Genomic DNA, 14953 nt, shown 5'->3' with positions numbered 1-14953 from the left:
GAACGCGGCGGCGGACGTCAGGAAGGACCGCCGGAATTGAAGGTGCCGCTGACATCGCGGGCCTGGATCACCGGTCCGTGAATGGTGGCGTTCCCGCTGATGGTGTTGGTGACGCTGTCATCGCGCGACTCCAGGACGCCGCGGTGCTCCGACTCCCAGCGGACCAGCTCCCGCAGCAGCTCCGGATCCTCACCGGCCCAGGCGAGGACAAGGTCGCGCAGCGACTCGGCGTCGGACGGGTCGGCCGCGGTGACGAGAGCCGTCTCGCCGGCGCTCGTGGGCACCGTGCGGCGGCCGAAGGCTCGCCGCACGGTGCCCACGAGCGAGGTCCACGCCTGGCGTCCCGCCTCGCCGGCTGCCGAGTTGGCCGCGGCCACGACCACTGCTCCGATCGCGTCGGCTGCTGCTGGGTCCATCCGGACACCGTACCGTCCCTAGTGGCTTTCAGACCCCGAGCAGCGAACTCCCGAGCCAGTCGGAGCCGTTCCTGACGCCCGGGAGGGCGAAGAAATAGCCACCGCCGGTGGGGGTTATGTAGTCGACGAGCGGTTCGTCGATCAGCCGCTTCTGGGTGGCTTCGAACTGCCGCTCCACGTCCTGCTGGTAGCAGCAGAAGGCGAGCCCCATGTCGAGGTTGCCGACCTTGTCGATGCCCCGGTCGTAGTTGTAGCCGCGGCGCAGGATGCGCGAGGTGTCGGTCTTGGCGTCGCGCGGGTTGGCGAGCCGGATGTGGGCGTCGAGGGGGATGGCCTCGCCCTTGGGGTCCTTGGCGTAGAGCGGGATGTCCGTCTCGCCGGCGCCGTCGAGTGGGGCTCCGGTGTCGCGGCGGCGGCCGATCATCTTCTCCTGCTCGGTGAGGGATACGCGGTCCCAGAACTCGGTGAGCATCCGGATGATCCGGATGACCTGGTAGCTGCCGCCGACGGCCCACGAGGGCTCGCCGCTCGCGTCGGTGACCCAGATCAGCTTGTTCATCTCGCGGGAAGAGGAGGTGTCCGGGTTGGCGATGCCGTCCTTGAAACCGAGGAAGTTACGCTGGGTGCCGGAGGGACGGGAGGGGTTCTGGAAGCCGTCGATGCGCCATTTGATCTGCATGGCGCCCCGGGTGTGGCGGGTGATGTCGCGCAGGGCATGGAGCACGGTGTCCGAGTGGCCGGCGCAGATCTGCAGTGAGAGGTCCCCGTGGCATTCGGCGGCGTCGAGGTTGTCGTTGGGGAAGGTGCGCATCGGGTTGAGGCGCCGGGGCTTGTGCGCGGCGAGTCCGTAACGGTCGTCGAAGAGCGAGGCACCGACGCCCACGGTGACGGTGAGATCGTCGGCGGGCACATCCGGGCCGAGGATGCCGTTGTCGGACGGCGGGGCACCGACGCCGAGGTCGGTGGGGATGCCCCCGGCGGTCAGGAACCGCGCCCGTTCGGTGAGGGTGCGCAGCAGGTCGGTGAGTCCGGCGCGGCTGTCCGCTATGACGTCGAAGGAGATGAAGGCGGCGGCGGTGGGCGCGGGGGTGACGATGCCGGCCTGGTGCGCACCGTGGAAGGGGACCGAGCCGCCCGGCGTCGTGGCGGCGGCCTGGGCGCGGCCGGTGGTGAGTTCGGCTCCGGCGAGTCCCGCTCCGGCCAGGGCCGCCCCGGCCGCGCCGACTCCGAGCGCGGTCCTGACGAACGTACGGCGGCCGGCGGGGCAGCTCATCGGGGTGTGCCTCTCTTTCTCGTCGTTCTCGTTCATGCGGCCTTGCGGATCTCGAGCAGGTCCGGGATCGGGGCGAGTTGCTCCAGCAGTTCGCCCACGGTCCCGTTGATCTCCTGGCGGGTGGCCAGGGGCAGGCCGGCGACCGGGGTCCAGGTGCCGTCCGCGGACCGCTGGGCGAGCACCAGCTTCTCGGTGCGCGCCGTCCAGGTGTCCACGGTGGCCGGGAGCTTCGGGGCACGCTTGACGACCAGCGGGCGCAGGACGGTCAGCAGCTCCCGGGTGCCCTGGAGGTTGGCCTCGGTGGTGGCGAGACCCGTGCCGCTGCCGTAGTCGGCCTCACCGGTCAGCTCCCGTGCGAGGGTGTTCTCCAGGATCTCGTGGGCGCGCAGCGGCAGGTCGCCGGGGGCGAAGTCCTGGTGCGGGAAGGCCTTGGCCAGGGCGGCGACATCGGTGGTGAGCTGCTTGGCCGGGTTGGCGAGCGAGGCGGCCGGCTCACCGTGCCACAGGCCGTATTCGACTCGGTGGAAACCGGTGAAGCCCGGGTCCTTCACTCCGCCCGCCAGCCCGGCCGTGCGGCCGTTGATCTTCTTGTCGTAGTCGCCGAAGGTGCCGTAGGCGGCGCCCAGCGAGGAGTACCGGAGATGGGCGGTCAGCCAGTCCTTGCGGGCCTGGCCGAGGTTCTTCGCCTCGATGTCGGCCTGCAGGGTCCTGGTCTGCGCGAGGAGCTGGGCGAGCCCGCTTTCGACGTACGTACGGTATTCGGTGAGCGCCGTGGCCAGGTCCTTCCCGGAGACCGGGAGCACCGCGGTCGCGGTGGAGCCGCCGCTCACCCGGACGGCGGCCGAGGTGACGGACTTGCCGCCGTTCGGCACGCAGCGCCAGGCGTAGGAGCCGGAGCCGATGGTGGCGACCAGGGAGCGGGTGGTGCCGGGGGCGATGCCCTCGACTTCTCCGTAGACGGCGTTGCTGACCGGGTCGATGAGGTAGACCTCGGCGGCGCGGCTTCCGGTGTTGCGTACCTGGAAGGTCTGGCGGCCGGGCTTGGGAGCGGTGAAGCCCCTGCCGCAGTCGGCGGAGGAGACCGAGACGACAGCGGCGGCGGCCGGTTTGCCGTCGCTGACCGCGACGATGACGCCCGTCAGGAGGGCGGGCACCGCGACGACGGTCCCAGGCACCACCCAGCGCGGCACCCGGCGCGCGGCGCGGACCGGGGCGGGTGCGGGCGCGGCCTGGGCGGGCGCCGGGGCCTCCTTGGGGGTGCGTACGCCCCGTACGAAGAGGGTCATGACCACGGTCAGGTAGCCGGCATAGGCGACGACCTGCAGCCAGGTCATCTGCGGGGTGAGGTTGAGCGTGCCCTGCACGAGTGTGGCGTACCAGGATCCCGGGTCGATGTGGGTCGAGAGGTCGAAGGCGTACGCGGCCTTGCCGGGCAGCAGCGTCGACTCCTGCAGATCGCGCATGCCATACCCGAACACCCCGGCGGCGATGACGATCAGCACGGCCCCGGTGATCGTGAAGAAGCGCGTGAGGTTGATGTGCAGTACCCGCCGGTACAGGCCCCAGCACAGCGCCGTGGCGAGCACCAGCCCGGCTGCGGCACCCGCCATCGGCCCCCCCGAACCGCTGGCCGCCTGGGCGGTGGTCCATAGGAACAGCGCCGTCTCCAGGCCTTCGCGGGCTACGGCGAGGAAGGAGGTGAGGACCAGGACACCGCTGCCCATCGCCAGGGCGGCGGTGACCTTCTGCTTGATCTCGCCGGAGAACGTACGGGCCGAGCGGCGCATCCAGAACACCATCGCGGTGACGAAGGCGACCGCGACCAGGCTCAGGGTGCCGCCGAACCCTTCCTGGGCCTGCCCGGAGAGGCCGGCCGCGGTGAAGGTGAGCACTGCCCCGAAACTGAGCGACAGTGTGATGGCCGCGAGCACCCCGGTCCACACGTTCGGCAGCCGGGAACGCTGGTCGGACCGCACCAGGGTGGCAACGAGTACGGAGACGATGAGCCCCGCCTCCAGTCCCTCACGCAGAGCGATCAGGAAGCTGGGCAACGCGTTGTCCCACACCGGTGACTCCTTTCCGACGAGCGGAACTTAATGTAGGCATACCTAAGTAAAACGCAAGCCCGGCAATGACCAAGGAAAGGCAAAACGCAAGGTGAAAGCCGCCACAACGGGCTTGCGCACACGGGTGGTTCAGCAGTTCACCACCGTTGACCGGCAACCTTTTCGCGGCGCCCGGCCACTGCTCTGCGGGGACCAACTGCCAAAGGAGCGCCGCGACATGGATGAGCAGGCAACACCCTCCGGACCGGGCCGGCGGCTGGACCGGCGCGCGTTCCTCGTCGCCACCAGCGCGATCGGGGCCGGCATCGTCATCGAAGGAGCGCCGGCCAGTCCGGCCTCGGCTCCTCCACCGCCACCATCTCGCAGCCCGGCGGCGTCATCCTGGTGAAGGCCGTGCACGGCGCGGGACGCCTACCGGAAGCCCGACGGCACCACCCGCTCCAGGCACTACTCCGGGCTGCGGGTGGCCGACTACCGGCCGGCGCCTTCCCCGCCCACAGGTGGAAGGAGGTCAACAACGACCTTCCGGTCTACTTCCAATTCACCGCCGCCCCGTCAGAACCGAGCAGCCGTAGGGCTGACCGTCGGTTCCTGCCGGGGCGACAACGTCACCTTCACACGAGCCGGTGCAACGTGCTGAAACTGACCGTGGTCAGCGGATCCTCCGGGACCACCCATCTCGGTCCCGGAGTCTCCATCGACACGGTCGACCTGCTCGTCCAGGCCGCTGGGGTCCGCCCCCCTGGACCGGTTCAGCCGCTACGCGGCCGTCCGGCGCCGGGGGTGGCGGGCGAGGCCGTACCCGCCCACTCCCGCGAGAGCGCCGAGCACTCCACCGGCCACGGTCCAGACCCAGCGGTCGGACCACCATCCGGGGGACCAACTGCCGCCCGGTGCCTCAAGGGCCGCCGGCTGCGAAGACGCCTGCGTCGAGGGCGCGGAGGCCGTCGGGGACGCGCTGGGGTCGGCGCTCGGGTCCAGCGTGGCGCCGGCCTGGGCAACCGGGGTGAGCGGGGCGGCCAGCTTGCCGCCCGCCGCCTTGGCGCCTCCGGCGTCCTTGGCGGTCGCCTCGACCTCGGCCTTCACGGGCAGGCCCAGGTCCTGCTCCGGCAGATCGACCACCGTCAGCCGCATGTAGTAGGCGCCGGGCAGCGGGTCGTTGGCCCAGGCCTCCGCCCACGGCCGTACGGTGCGCAGTGTGCAGCGCAGTGACACGGTGGTGTCCTGGACGGACGCCACCCTGCTCGGCCGGCCCGACGCGCAGGCCTGACGGCGACGCAGTCCGTCGTAGACGTCGAGCTGCCAGGTGACCGAGCCGTGCCGGGTGGCGGACTCCGGCAGGGTGACGGTCGCGTTGGCGGTCGCGTTCTGCCCGGCCGTGGCCGGGAAGACCCAGTAGAGGTAGTCACCGGTGGACGCGGTCGCCGTGGCGGTCTGTCCCTGCTTGAGCACGGTCGCCGTACGGAAGGTGGTGCCGGCCTCGGTGGGCGCGGAGCTACTGCCGCTCGCGCTGGGGCTGGGGCCGGCCGTGTCGGCCAGGGCCGTGCCGCCGGCGGCGAGGAGGACGGTGCCGGCCGCGAGCGCGGCGGCGGCCAGGCGTGTCGTGGTACGCATCAGTTGGTCCTCCAGATGGCTGCGCGCAAGCGGGCCAGCCAGCCCCACAGCACGCCGGCGAGCAGGCCGGTGACAGCCAGGACGAGGAGCAGGACCCACCCGCGGCCGAGGCCGAAGGCGGCGACATCCGACGCGTTGTCGGGGGACGACACCAGCCCGATGCCGAGCTCTACCGGCAGGCCCGGGGTGGTCTTGACGGAGGCGGGCGCCGAGAAGGAGTTGCTGACCTCGATGCAGACGGTCCGTGAGACGGGCGTGCCGCTGTTCTCGGCCCAGGCGTAGCGCAGGCCGGCCGACAGCAGATCGGTGCGCCCGCTGCCGGCGTCACTGCCGCGCACCAGTTCCCTGCCGTTACTGGTGACGGCCCGCAGGAGAACTCCGTAGTCGTTGTTGACCGCCCGGTCCGCGCCGACGCTCACCGAGGCGCGCAGTTCCTGCCCGTCGGTGACGTTGACCCGGTACCAGCGGTGTTCGGCGAACTCCTCGCGGTCGGTGTAGAGACCGGCGCCGAGCAGCGGGGCGGTGGAGCACTTGGCGGCGCCCGCGGTGGCGGTCGGCGTCACCACCTGGGTGTCGGCGGCGCGGTCGACGAGCTGCTTGACGCGGGAGGTGAGTTCGTCGGTGTGGGTCACCGAGGTGTAGGTGCCACCGGTGGCGTCGGCGATGCAGCTGAGCTGGGTGCGGATCTTGTTGTTGGGCACCAGACCGAGGGTGTCGACGACAAGGTTGGTGCCCTCGGCAGCGAGTTGGCGGGCCACGACGCAGGGGTCGAGCGGGGCGCAGGTGTCCTCGCCGTCGGTGATGAGCACGATCCGGCGGGTGGCGTTGCCGCCCTGGAGGTCCTTGCCCGCTGCTTGCAGCGCGGGCCCGATCGGGGTCCAGCCGGTGGGTGCCAGGGTGGCGACGGCGGTTTTCGCCTCGGTGCGGTCCACCTGCCCCACGGGGTAGAGCTGCGCGGTGTCCTTGCAGCCCGTCACCTTGTCCTTGCCGGGGTAGTTGGCGCCGAGGGTGCGTATCCCCAGTCGTACGTCGCTGGGTACGGCGTCCAGGACGTCGTTGAAAGCTTGTTTGGCGGCCGACATCCGGGACTGCCCGTCGATGTCGCGGGCCCGCATGGAGCCGCTGACGTCGAGTACCAGCTCGACCTTGGGTGATTCCTTTACCGGCTCGTCCGCCGCGGCGGCAGCCGGGAACAGACCGGCCGCCAGGGTGGCCGCCAAGGCGCACGCCCCTGCCGCCAGCCGTCTTCTTGTGATCATTGCGGCATGCTAGTGATGATCAGCTGCGAGACCCAACTCCGCCCACACGGTACGGCCGTTGCCGTCCGCGGCCGCCAGCACGCCCCACGCCTTGGACAGGACGCTGACCAGCAGCAGCCCGCGTCCGCACTCCTCGTCGGCCCGGGCGACCCGGGGCCGTGGCTCGGTCAGCCCGTAGCCCTGGTCGCTGATTTCGAGGCGCAGCACCCCGCCGTCCGTCCACAGCTCGCAGCCGACCGACTCGCTGCTGGTGTAGCGGACGGCATTGGTGAAGAGCTCCGAGACCACCAGCCCCGCGTCGTCGTTCACTTCGTCGTCGACGCCCCAGGCGCACAGCCGCGCCCCTACCCGGCGCCGCGCTTCGGCGACCGAGGCGCTCTGCGCGGGAAGGCGGAAGACGTCCCGTCGGCTGTCGACGCCGGGACCACCGCCACGGCGCTCCGGCCGGAGAGCCTCGTAGGAGGAAGGCACTCCGCTACTATGCGCGTCGTCCAGGACGGATGGCAAGGTGCGATCTGCAAATTACACAATCGTCACAACGGTGCGTGCCCCAATTCTGACGTCATGACAGACTGTCCCCGGGGCAGGGCCATTGAAGGGGAATGTCGTGAGCGAAGCGCGGCCGGCGAGCGCGCCCACCGTGATGCGGGTAGTGCTCGGCAAACGTCTCCAGTACCTGCGGGAGAAGGCCGGGCTCTCCTACGAGCAGGCCGCCCGCTCGCTCGATGTCACCCACGCCACCATTCGCCGTATGGAGAAGGCCGAGGTCGGCCTGCGGATCCCTTATGTCGAGAAGCTGCTGCAGACCTACGGCATCACCAAGAGCTGCGAGGTCGAGGACTTCCTGGCCCTCGCCCGGGACGCCAACCGCCCCGGCTGGTGGCACCGTTTCCGCGATGTCCTGCCGGAGTGGTTCAGCGCCTTCGTCAGCCTGGAGGGGGCCGCCGAACTCATCCGCGCGTACGAGCCGCACTACGTCCCCGGGCTGCTGCAGACCGACGACTATGCCCGCGCCGTACTGCGGGCAGGCCGCCCGCAGGCCTCACGGCAAGAGGTGGAGCGGTCCGTCGCCCTGCGCACCGAGCGCCAAGCGCTGCTCACCCGCGAGAATCCGCCACTGCTGTGGGTGGTGATGGACGAGACGGTGCTCCGCCGCCCGATCGGCGGCCCGGAGGTAATGCGCGCCCAGGTGGACCGCCTCATCGAGGCCTGCTCGCAGCCGAACGTCCGCCTGCAGGTCATGCCCTTCGCCTCCGGCCCCCATCCGGCGATGTACGGGCCGTTCCACGTCTTCCGCTTCCAGGAGCAGCCCGAACTGCCGGACATCGTCTACATCGAGAGCCTGGTCGGCGCCGTCTATCTCGATGAGCGCGACGATGTCTCCGCCTTCCGTGAGGCCCTGGACCGGATGAGTGCCCAGGCCCTGCCCACTCACCGCACCGAAGCCTTCCTCGACAGTGTGCGCAAGGAGATCCAACCGTGACGGACATAGGGTCTCCCGGCTGAAGCGTTGGACACCAGCCGGGCGCATCCGGCCCGTATGTACGTCTACTTCCTTGGCGGTTACGACAACCACGAGGTCGACCGACGCGCCATCCGGTACGTGACCGGCCAGGGCATCCGGCAGATCATCGACATCGGCACCAGAATTCCCACCGCGCCCAACACCCATGAGATCGCCACGCAGGTCTCCCCCAGCGTCCGCGCGGCCTATGTAGACAACGACCCCATTGTGGCCGCCCACGCGGGCACCAAGCTGACCGGCACCGGCGACACCTCGTTCCTGTTGGCCGATGTCCGCGAGCCCGGGGCGGTCCTCGACCGCCTTCTTCGACGGCTTCGAGCTGCTGGACCGCGGACTCGTACAGCTCCCGCTGTGGCGCCCGGACCGCCCGCTCCCCACACCCAAGGAGCCGGCCGAGCACGGCTTGTACGGCGGGGTGGGCCGCAAGGATGGCTGAGCGGCCCGGCGGACGGCAGTCTTGCGTCACTTTGGTCTGTCCATGACCATGATTGCCATGCCGAATCCCAGCCCAGCAAGCCGACGGTCCTTCCTCTCCGCATCCGCAGCCGCGGCAGCCGCGGCCGGCACATCGGTCATCAGCGGCACCCCGGCGGCCGCGGCCGCCGCCACGGACGTACGACCGGGCCGGCCGGCCACCGCACAGTCGCCGTCGCGCGAACTCCGGGCGCTGCTACGGGAGATCGACCGGGACCGCATCGAGGCGACCGTCCGCCGCCTCGCCGCCTTCGGCACCCGGCACACCCTGTCCAGCCAGGACGACCCGCAGCGCGGCATCGGAGCGGCCCGCGACTGGATATACGCCGAGCTGCGTAGCTACGCCGCGGCCTCCGGCGGCCGGCTCTCGGTCGAGCTCCAGTCGTATGTCCAGGAGCCGGCCTCCCGGATCCCGGCCGCCACCCGCATCACCAATGTGGTGGCCACCCTGCGCGGATCGGTCGCGCCGGACCGCGTCTACGTCGTCTCCGGGCACTACGACTCACGCTGCTCGGACGTGATGGACGCGACCAGCGACGCGCCCGGCGCCGACGACGACGCCTCGGGGGTCGCGGTCGCCATGGAGCTGGCCCGGGTGCTGTCGGCCCGGCCGAGTGAGGCGACCATCGTCTTCGCCGCCGTCGCCGGGGAGGAGCAGGGCCTGTACGGGGCCGCGCACATGGCCGGGGTGTTCAAGGCGGCCGGCACCGATGTGCAGGCGATGTTCACCAACGACATCATCGGCAGCGCCACCGCCGACGACAGGACCCGCGACCCCTACGCCATACGGTTGTTCGCCGAAGGAGTGCCCACGGCCGAGACCACCGAGCAGGCCAACACCCGGCGCTCGGTCGGCGGCGAGAACGACTCCCCGTCCCGCCAGCTCGGCCGCTTCGTCCGGGATGTTGCCGTCAACGACTCCACCGGCATGGACGTCCGCGTCATCTACCGCCGGGACCGCTATCTGCGCGGCGGCGACCACATCCCGTTCCTCCAACAAGGCTATCCGGCCGCCCGTTTCACCGAACCGCACGAGGACTACGCCCACCAGCACCAGGACGTGCGGGTCGAGGACGACAAGCAGTACGGTGACCTACCGGAATTCTGCGACTTCGACTACATCACCCGGGTGGCCAGGGTGAACGGCGCGGCCCTGTGGACCCTCGCCCAGGCACCGGGCACACCGCTGGACGTGAGAATCCGTACGGCCTCGCTCAGCAATTCGACCGAGCTCGCCTGGACCGCGGGTACCGAGCCGGACCTGGCCGGCTACGAGGTCGTATGGCGTGACACCACCGCGCCGGAGTGGACCCACGTCATCCCGGTCGGCGACACGACCTCGTACACGCTGGACCTCTCCAAGGACAACGCCTTCTTCGGCGTGCGGGCGGTGGACCGGGACGGCCACCGCAGCCCGGTGGCCTTCCCTGTCCCGTCGGCGTCGTAGGCGGTCAGGGGCGCTCGCAGGCGTAGGAGTCCGCCGGTCGGATACGGCGCGGCCGGATGACGGGGATGTCGCGGTCGGTCTTCTCCCGGTAGCCCGCGTACGGGGGGAGGACGTCCACGAGGTGTGGCCTTGGAGGCGACGACCAGGTGGTCTCGCCGTCCTGGCCGCAGATGAGGACCGTACGGCGCCAGTCGCCGCCGCGCCGCCACTGGTAGTCCAGCAGGAGGCACGGGGAGCCGTTCGTCAACGCCGACCCTAGGCGTCCTCCATGGGCGCTCGTGCGCCCCGGTCGCCGGAGATGACGGCGGTGACCGCCCGCAGGCGCACCCGGCCGCCCGTGGCGGAGCTCAGCATGGACCGGTACCGCTCCAGGTGCCCGGCAAGTTCGGTGTACGTCGGCGCGCCGGCCGTCTTGATGTCGATGAGCAGCTGCAGGGCGAATTCGTAGCCCCGGTACACCCGGCCGCGGTTGGCCCGGACCTGGGCCAGCAGCGGGTCGAGGTAGAGGGACTCCAGGGTGCGGTCGAGCGTGAGGTCTGACTCCTCGTGGCCGATCAGCAGCTGATCGCCGACGAGCCAGATATCGGCCTCGACGCTGTTGAGGCCGTGCGACAGGGCGTCGGCGAGCGGGCGCTCATGCTCGTAGTCATTGTGCGCGTGGGCGTGTCGCAGCGGGGCCGCGGTTCGTTGTCCAGCGTACGAGGGGGCGCCGGCCAGGCCGCCCGCGAGGACAGCGGTGACGAGGACGGCGACGACGCGGCTCAGGTGCCGGGCCATTCGGACCATGGTGTCTCCCAGAGCTCCCACCGGCGTGGCGCCGGAACGGCTGCGCCGACGGTACGGATTATTGAGGTCCGAACCCCAGAGTGGGCAGGGACGCGTCAAGAGTTCCGGCACTGGACGCTATTGGTTTCCGCACTTTTGCCGCAGGGAATGGTGGACTTCTTTGTGTCGTAGCGAAGTTGGGGCAGATTCTGGGGGGACTGTGAACCGACGAGGTGTCCGTGTGCGCGCGGCGCTCACCGTTCTGGTCGCGTGGGGCACTCTGGCCGGGAACTTCGTCGGCGCCAGCCCGGCGGGCGCCGCGGAAGGGCTTCATTATGGTGACCGGGTCCGGCTCGCCCCGGGCGTGTCGTACCGGGAGTTCGACTACCCGGCGTCGTACGGTACGGCCCGCGGACATCTGCTGACGGTTGATCTGCGCGACCCGAGGGTGAGGGTGGATCTGCTGCACCCGGGCGCGGTGACGAAACGGGCGACAGTGTCGGCGCTGGCCGATGCCCAGGGTGCCGTCGGCGCCGTCAACGGGGACTTCTTCGACATGAGCGAGGCCCAGCACCCCGGAGTCGACCCCACCTACGCCCCGGTGGGCCCGGCGATCGCCGGGGGGCGGCAGCTGAAGGCGGCCGTGCCGGACGGCCAGCGCTTCGGCCCGGCACTGCCGCCGGGCACCTCGGCCCAGGATGTCATCGGCGTGTCGGCGGACCGGACGGCCCGGCTCGGCCGTCTCGTGCTGCGCGGCGCGGTCAGCACTCCGCAGGGCCGGCTGCGGCTGAGCGGCCTCAACCAGTACGCCCTGCCGGCCGGCGGGATCGGCGCCTTCACCTCCGCCTGGGGCAGCGCCTCACGAGTGCGCGCGACCTGCGGCACCGACACCGAGCGCGGCGCGCCGTGCAGCACGGACACATACGAGGTGACGGTGCACGACGGCAAGGTGGGTGCCGTGTCCGACACGCCCGGGCGCGGCGCGGTACGGCCCGGCGACGTCGTCCTCGTCGGGCGCGAGGCCGGAGCACGGTCACTGCGGAGGCTGGCGACCGGCGACCGGGTACGGGTCCTCGCCCGTCTGGCCGCCGACGGGGGTACGTCCTTCCGTTTCGCGGTGGGCGGATTCCCGATCCTGCGCAGCGACCGCCCGCTGAGCGGATTGGACACCCGTACCGCCGCCACCCGCACCGCCGCGGGTTTCGGATCGGCCGGCCGGGTGCTCTATCTGCTGGCCCTGGACGGCGACGCGGAGACCGGTTCCGGGCTGACGATCAGTGAGCTGGCCGCCCTGATGCGGGGCATCGGTGCGAACTCCGCCGTCGACCTCGACGGCGGGGGCTCCTCGACCCTGGTCTCCCGCGAGCCGGGTGACAGGCGTGTGACGGTCAGGAACCATCCGTCGGGCGGCGCCCAGCGTCCGGTGCCCGACGCCATCGGCGTCTTCTCGTCGTAGAACCTGCTCGTCATGGAACGTTCGTCCTTGAACCTGGCCTCACAGGCCGGGCGCGCCCCAGACGGGGAACCAGCGGGACAGGTCCTCCTCGACCCGTAGGTCGTTGGTGACCAGCGCCTTGACCTGGAGTTCGAGCGCGTTGTCGCGCTTCTCCCCCGGCAGGGGCGCGAACGGGTAGAAGGCGCCGCGCTTGTATCTGCTGTGTAGACTGCGTGGGTGACTACACCTACCGCAGCCCGCCCCGGGCCCGTACGGGTCCTCATCGCTCTGCGCATCAGTGACCTGACTGACGAGTCCACGAGCCTCGAACGCCAACTTGCCGACGCCCGCCGGCACATCGCGGAGCGGGCTGACCTCGGGTGGGTGGAGGTGGGTGTCGCCCGCGACGCGCACGTGTCCGCTACGAAGCAGTCACCGTTCCAGCGTGCCGAGCTGGGACACTGGATCAAGGAACGGGCACCTGAGTTCGACCTGATCCTGTTTTGGAAATTGGACCGCTTCGTCCGCAAAGTCCTCGACATGCAAGACATGCTGCGGTGGGCTGAGGACCACGGCCACAAGAGCTACGCGTCCGTCACAGAGCCGATCTTCGACATGACGGGACCGTTCCGCCACGTCATCATTGCTCTCTTCTCGGCCCTGGCGGAGATGGAGGCAACGAACACGTCTATGCGAGTGAAGTCCTTCATTGAGAGCGTGCGCGAACAGAAACGCTGGGCTGGTGGCATGCCTGTCTACGGCTACGAGGTCTACAAGGCCGAAGACGGGGCCGCATACCTGAGACAGAACCCGCGCCAGGTCAAAGTCATCCACGAAATCGCTCAAAGGCTCCAGGATCAGCCCGGAGAGAGTCACGCAGAGATCGCAGATAACCTGAACCACCGCAACGAACCGACTCCCCGAGGAACCCGACCGTCAAAGCGCATAGTCGAGTCAGGCAGAAAATACAAGTGGACTGCGGCCGGCCTTCGTAAGCTACTCAAAAACGAAGCCCTCATGGGCTGGAAGATGGAAACAAGACCGGTCCCCGGGAAGAAGTATTACGAGACGATACCGGTCATTACTAGCGACGGGGAAAAGATCCGCATAGCGGACCCGATTTTCACCGACGAAGAATGGGCAAAGCTCCAGGCGTATTTGGAGGGTCGAACCTTCAAAATCTCCTCCCCCACCAACGTCACGCCCTTCCTGGACGTTATCTCATGCGGATACTGCAAGGGGAAGATGCGCCTGCACGTCGCACGCAGGGACAGGAAGGACGGAACTAGGGTCGAGTACCCTAAATTTCGCTGCTTCAACCCTAGAACCGTCGAAGGCAGAACAAAGTACGGGTGCAGCGATCAAGCTTCATGGGCCCCTGATCGCCTTCTAGTCACCTTTGAACATCACCTCATGGGGGAGTTCGGGGATAAGGATGTGGAAGAACGGATTTACGTTGTAGGGGAAGACAACGAAGGCCGCATGGCCGAGATCAGCGAACTGGTAGGCCATATCATGGAGGACATGAAGCCGGGACGCCGATACGGCACGCCGCTAATGAGGGGCAAGGCGGAGGCAATATTGGATAATCTCAACGCCGAGTACGAGACACTGTCCACCAGACCCCAAGGAGACCGCTGGGAATACCGGAACCTTGGTAAAACCTGGCGGGAGCTTTGGGAGACAAGCGAGATTCCCGAACTTGAATCCTTGATGCGCCGCAACGGAGTCAAGTTCTACTGCTACGCAGATCAATTCGAGCTACATATCCCCGAACAGTTGCAATACTAAAGAAGAGACCCCCCGACGGGGGGGTGTCGGGGGGTCCTTCAGATGATCCTACAGGATCAGCTCGTGCATCAAGCGAGTCCGCGTGTACCAAACGACTCGGCGTATGCCGACGCCCTTAATCAACTTCATGCAGTCGCCGCAAGGCTCGAAGGTGACGTACAGCGTTGCGCCAGCCCGGTCCTCCGGGCGGCTCCAGAGGATCGCGTTCCGTTCAGCGTGGTACTCGACGCAATCCTCACATCGACTCGCCGCGGGGGCGGGACAGTCAGGCTCGGGTACGAACCCCCTCGTCAGGAGGTATGGACTCCTCCTGGGTCTCGTTGGCAACCAAGTTGCCTAACTCGACTCGTTCGCTCTCGCTCACTTTCGCCTAGGCTGGTTGAGATCCCCCGAAGGATCCCAACCAGGTCTGGTCTTGGAACCAGCCCTGGCTAAGTAGTTCTTTTGTAGTTTTATATGTAGTTCTAAAAGTAGTTCTTCTGCCATTAGTGGCAGAGGTGACTACCAAAAGTGGCACCCCCCTCTGTCAAAAATGGCAGAGGGGACTACCAAAAGTGGCAGAGGCGACTGGAGTGGCAGAGGTCCGCTCGGCTACTTGGGGATGCCAAGGTGGTACACCTTGACCCAGTTGTATCCAGTTCCCACGTTCCGGATCAGGCCATGCTCCCTGAGCGCCTTTATGGCCCTGTCTGCTGCTCTGCGAGACAGTCCAGCCTTCTCGGCTAGGGTGTCAATGCTCGCACTGCATCCGTGGCTATTAGCCCTGGATATTCAGCGGAATTGGGTGATCTGACGCCCCGATAGCAGAATGGTGCCGCTGACCTGCGAGGATGCGAGTGTCTACGTCGTATCCGCTGCAAGAATCAGGGCACCAATCTGGTGAGCAAG

Annotated in this window: 15 protein-coding genes and 3 pseudogenes; 7 read left to right on the top strand and 11 right to left on the bottom strand. The window is 68.7% G+C overall.

The window, feature by feature from the left end; genetic code table 11:
* Window positions 1–17 precede the first annotated feature (17 nt).
* The 3 genes from FCI23_RS32890 to efeU are packed head-to-tail and all read right to left on the bottom strand — an operon-like array spanning window position 18 to window position 3755.
* Window positions 18–416 carry a hypothetical protein gene (locus tag FCI23_RS32890; protein WP_169317040.1) on the bottom strand — a complete coding sequence of 133 codons (399 nt, stop codon included), beginning with the start codon at window positions 414–416 and terminating at the stop codon, window positions 18–20.
* Window positions 417–444: 28 nt separating this feature from the next.
* Window positions 445–1725 (bottom strand): iron uptake transporter deferrochelatase/peroxidase subunit, encoded by a 1281-nt coding sequence (gene efeB / locus FCI23_RS32885; protein ID WP_136727678.1) that lies wholly within the window; start codon window positions 1723–1725, stop codon window positions 445–447.
* Window positions 1722–3755, bottom strand: coding sequence for an iron uptake transporter permease EfeU (gene efeU, locus FCI23_RS32880; protein WP_136727677.1), 2034 nt, complete (start codon window positions 3753–3755; stop codon window positions 1722–1724). The genes efeB and efeU overlap by 4 nt, the downstream gene beginning before the upstream one ends.
* Window positions 3756–3972: 217 nt before the next feature.
* Between efeU and FCI23_RS56900 the strand changes: the two genes are divergently transcribed.
* Window positions 3973–4143 carry a hypothetical protein gene (locus FCI23_RS56900; protein ID WP_169317039.1) on the top strand — a complete coding sequence of 57 codons (171 nt, stop codon included), beginning with the start codon at window positions 3973–3975 and terminating at the stop codon, window positions 4141–4143.
* Window positions 4144–4514: 371 nt separating this feature from the next.
* On the opposite strand, the gene FCI23_RS32875 is transcribed toward FCI23_RS56900, so the two are convergent.
* From FCI23_RS32875 to FCI23_RS32865, 3 genes are read right to left on the bottom strand one after another with little or no spacing between them, the layout of a single operon-like run.
* Window positions 4515–5369: a hypothetical protein gene (locus FCI23_RS32875; RefSeq protein ID WP_136727676.1), complete on the bottom strand. Its 855-nt coding sequence runs from the start codon at window positions 5367–5369 to the stop codon at window positions 4515–4517.
* Window positions 5369–6628, bottom strand: coding sequence for a VWA domain-containing protein (locus tag FCI23_RS32870; RefSeq protein WP_136727675.1), 1260 nt, complete (start codon window positions 6626–6628; stop codon window positions 5369–5371). Before FCI23_RS32870 ends, FCI23_RS32875 begins: the two co-directional genes overlap by 1 nt.
* Window positions 6629–6637: 9 nt before the next feature.
* The gene (locus FCI23_RS32865; RefSeq protein WP_136727674.1) at window positions 6638–7099 is read right to left on the bottom strand and encodes an ATP-binding protein; all 462 of its coding nucleotides are present in this window, start codon (window positions 7097–7099) and stop codon (window positions 6638–6640) included.
* A gap of 172 nt (window positions 7100–7271) precedes the next feature.
* Here FCI23_RS32865 and FCI23_RS32860 point away from each other — a divergent pair, with 172 nt between their 5' ends.
* The 4 genes and pseudogenes from FCI23_RS32860 (at window position 7272) to FCI23_RS32850 (ending at window position 10074) form a co-directional block, all read left to right on the top strand.
* Window positions 7272–8111: a helix-turn-helix domain-containing protein gene (locus FCI23_RS32860; RefSeq protein WP_407646064.1), complete on the top strand. Its 840-nt coding sequence runs from the start codon at window positions 7272–7274 to the stop codon at window positions 8109–8111.
* A 57-nt stretch (window positions 8112–8168) separates the two neighbouring features.
* Window positions 8169–8390: pseudogene (locus tag FCI23_RS64010) on the top strand (SAM-dependent methyltransferase); the annotation flags it as partial.
* 31 nt (window positions 8391–8421) lie between these two features.
* Entirely contained in the window at window positions 8422–8589 is a 168-nt protein-coding gene (locus FCI23_RS64005; protein WP_407646063.1) for an SAM-dependent methyltransferase, read from the top strand.
* 57 nt (window positions 8590–8646) lie between these two features.
* A complete protein-coding gene (locus FCI23_RS32850) occupies window positions 8647–10074 on the top strand; it encodes a M20/M25/M40 family metallo-hydrolase (RefSeq protein WP_136727672.1) in 1428 nt (475 codons plus the stop codon).
* A gap of 4 nt (window positions 10075–10078) precedes the next feature.
* Here the strand turns inward: FCI23_RS32850 and FCI23_RS32845 are convergent, their stop codons facing one another.
* Both FCI23_RS32845 and FCI23_RS32840 read right to left on the bottom strand, forming a co-directional pair.
* Entirely contained in the window at window positions 10079–10321 is a 243-nt protein-coding gene (locus tag FCI23_RS32845) for a hypothetical protein (protein ID WP_136727671.1), read from the bottom strand.
* Between the two features lie 17 nt (window positions 10322–10338).
* A pseudogene (locus FCI23_RS32840) lies at window positions 10339–10851 on the bottom strand (hypothetical protein); the annotation flags it as partial.
* Window positions 10852–11080: 229 nt separating this feature from the next.
* Here FCI23_RS32840 and FCI23_RS32835 point away from each other — a divergent pair.
* Window positions 11081–12295: a phosphodiester glycosidase family protein gene (locus tag FCI23_RS32835; RefSeq protein WP_246144277.1), complete on the top strand. Its 1215-nt coding sequence runs from the start codon at window positions 11081–11083 to the stop codon at window positions 12293–12295.
* A 39-nt stretch (window positions 12296–12334) separates the two neighbouring features.
* Here FCI23_RS32835 and pspAB read toward each other — a convergent pair.
* A pseudogene (gene pspAB, locus FCI23_RS64000) lies at window positions 12335–12490 on the bottom strand (PspA-associated protein PspAB); the annotation flags it as partial.
* 21 nt (window positions 12491–12511) lie between these two features.
* Here pspAB and FCI23_RS32825 point away from each other — a divergent pair.
* Window positions 12512–14065 (top strand): recombinase family protein, encoded by a 1554-nt coding sequence (locus FCI23_RS32825; protein ID WP_136727667.1) that lies wholly within the window; start codon window positions 12512–12514, stop codon window positions 14063–14065.
* 48 nt (window positions 14066–14113) lie between these two features.
* Here the strand turns inward: FCI23_RS32825 and FCI23_RS63995 are convergent, their stop codons facing one another.
* The gene (locus FCI23_RS63995; protein ID WP_136727666.1) at window positions 14114–14392 is read right to left on the bottom strand and encodes a cytidine/deoxycytidylate deaminase family protein; all 279 of its coding nucleotides are present in this window, start codon (window positions 14390–14392) and stop codon (window positions 14114–14116) included.
* 264 nt (window positions 14393–14656) lie between these two features.
* The gene (locus FCI23_RS63990; protein ID WP_136727721.1) at window positions 14657–14836 is read right to left on the bottom strand and encodes a helix-turn-helix domain-containing protein; all 180 of its coding nucleotides are present in this window, start codon (window positions 14834–14836) and stop codon (window positions 14657–14659) included.
* Window positions 14837–14953: the final 117 nt, after the last annotated feature.

This window comes from Actinacidiphila oryziradicis (assembly GCF_005047355.1).
GTDB lineage: Bacteria > Actinomycetota > Actinomycetes > Streptomycetales > Streptomycetaceae > Actinacidiphila > Actinacidiphila oryziradicis.
Note: the sequence above shows the minus strand (reverse complement) of the source record. Positions and strands in the feature narration are given on the sequence as shown.

Coding starts and splice junctions, on each gene's coding strand:
- efeB (WP_136727678.1), bottom strand. CDS start 1,725: ATGAACGAGAACGACGAGAAAGAGAGGCACACCCCGATGAGCTGCCCC.
- FCI23_RS56900 (WP_169317039.1), top strand. CDS start 3,973: ATGGATGAGCAGGCAACACCCTCCGGACCGGGCCGGCGGCTGGACCGG.
- FCI23_RS32860 (WP_407646064.1), top strand. CDS start 7,272: ATGCGGGTAGTGCTCGGCAAACGTCTCCAGTACCTGCGGGAGAAGGCC.
- FCI23_RS32875 (WP_136727676.1), bottom strand. CDS start 5,369: ATGCGTACCACGACACGCCTGGCCGCCGCCGCGCTCGCGGCCGGCACC.
- FCI23_RS32890 (WP_169317040.1), bottom strand. CDS start 416: ATGGACCCAGCAGCAGCCGACGCGATCGGAGCAGTGGTCGTGGCCGCG.
- FCI23_RS64005 (WP_407646063.1), top strand. CDS start 8,422: ATGTCCGCGAGCCCGGGGCGGTCCTCGACCGCCTTCTTCGACGGCTTC.
- FCI23_RS32870 (WP_136727675.1), bottom strand. CDS start 6,628: ATGATCACAAGAAGACGGCTGGCGGCAGGGGCGTGCGCCTTGGCGGCC.
- FCI23_RS32850 (WP_136727672.1), top strand. CDS start 8,647: ATGCCGAATCCCAGCCCAGCAAGCCGACGGTCCTTCCTCTCCGCATCC.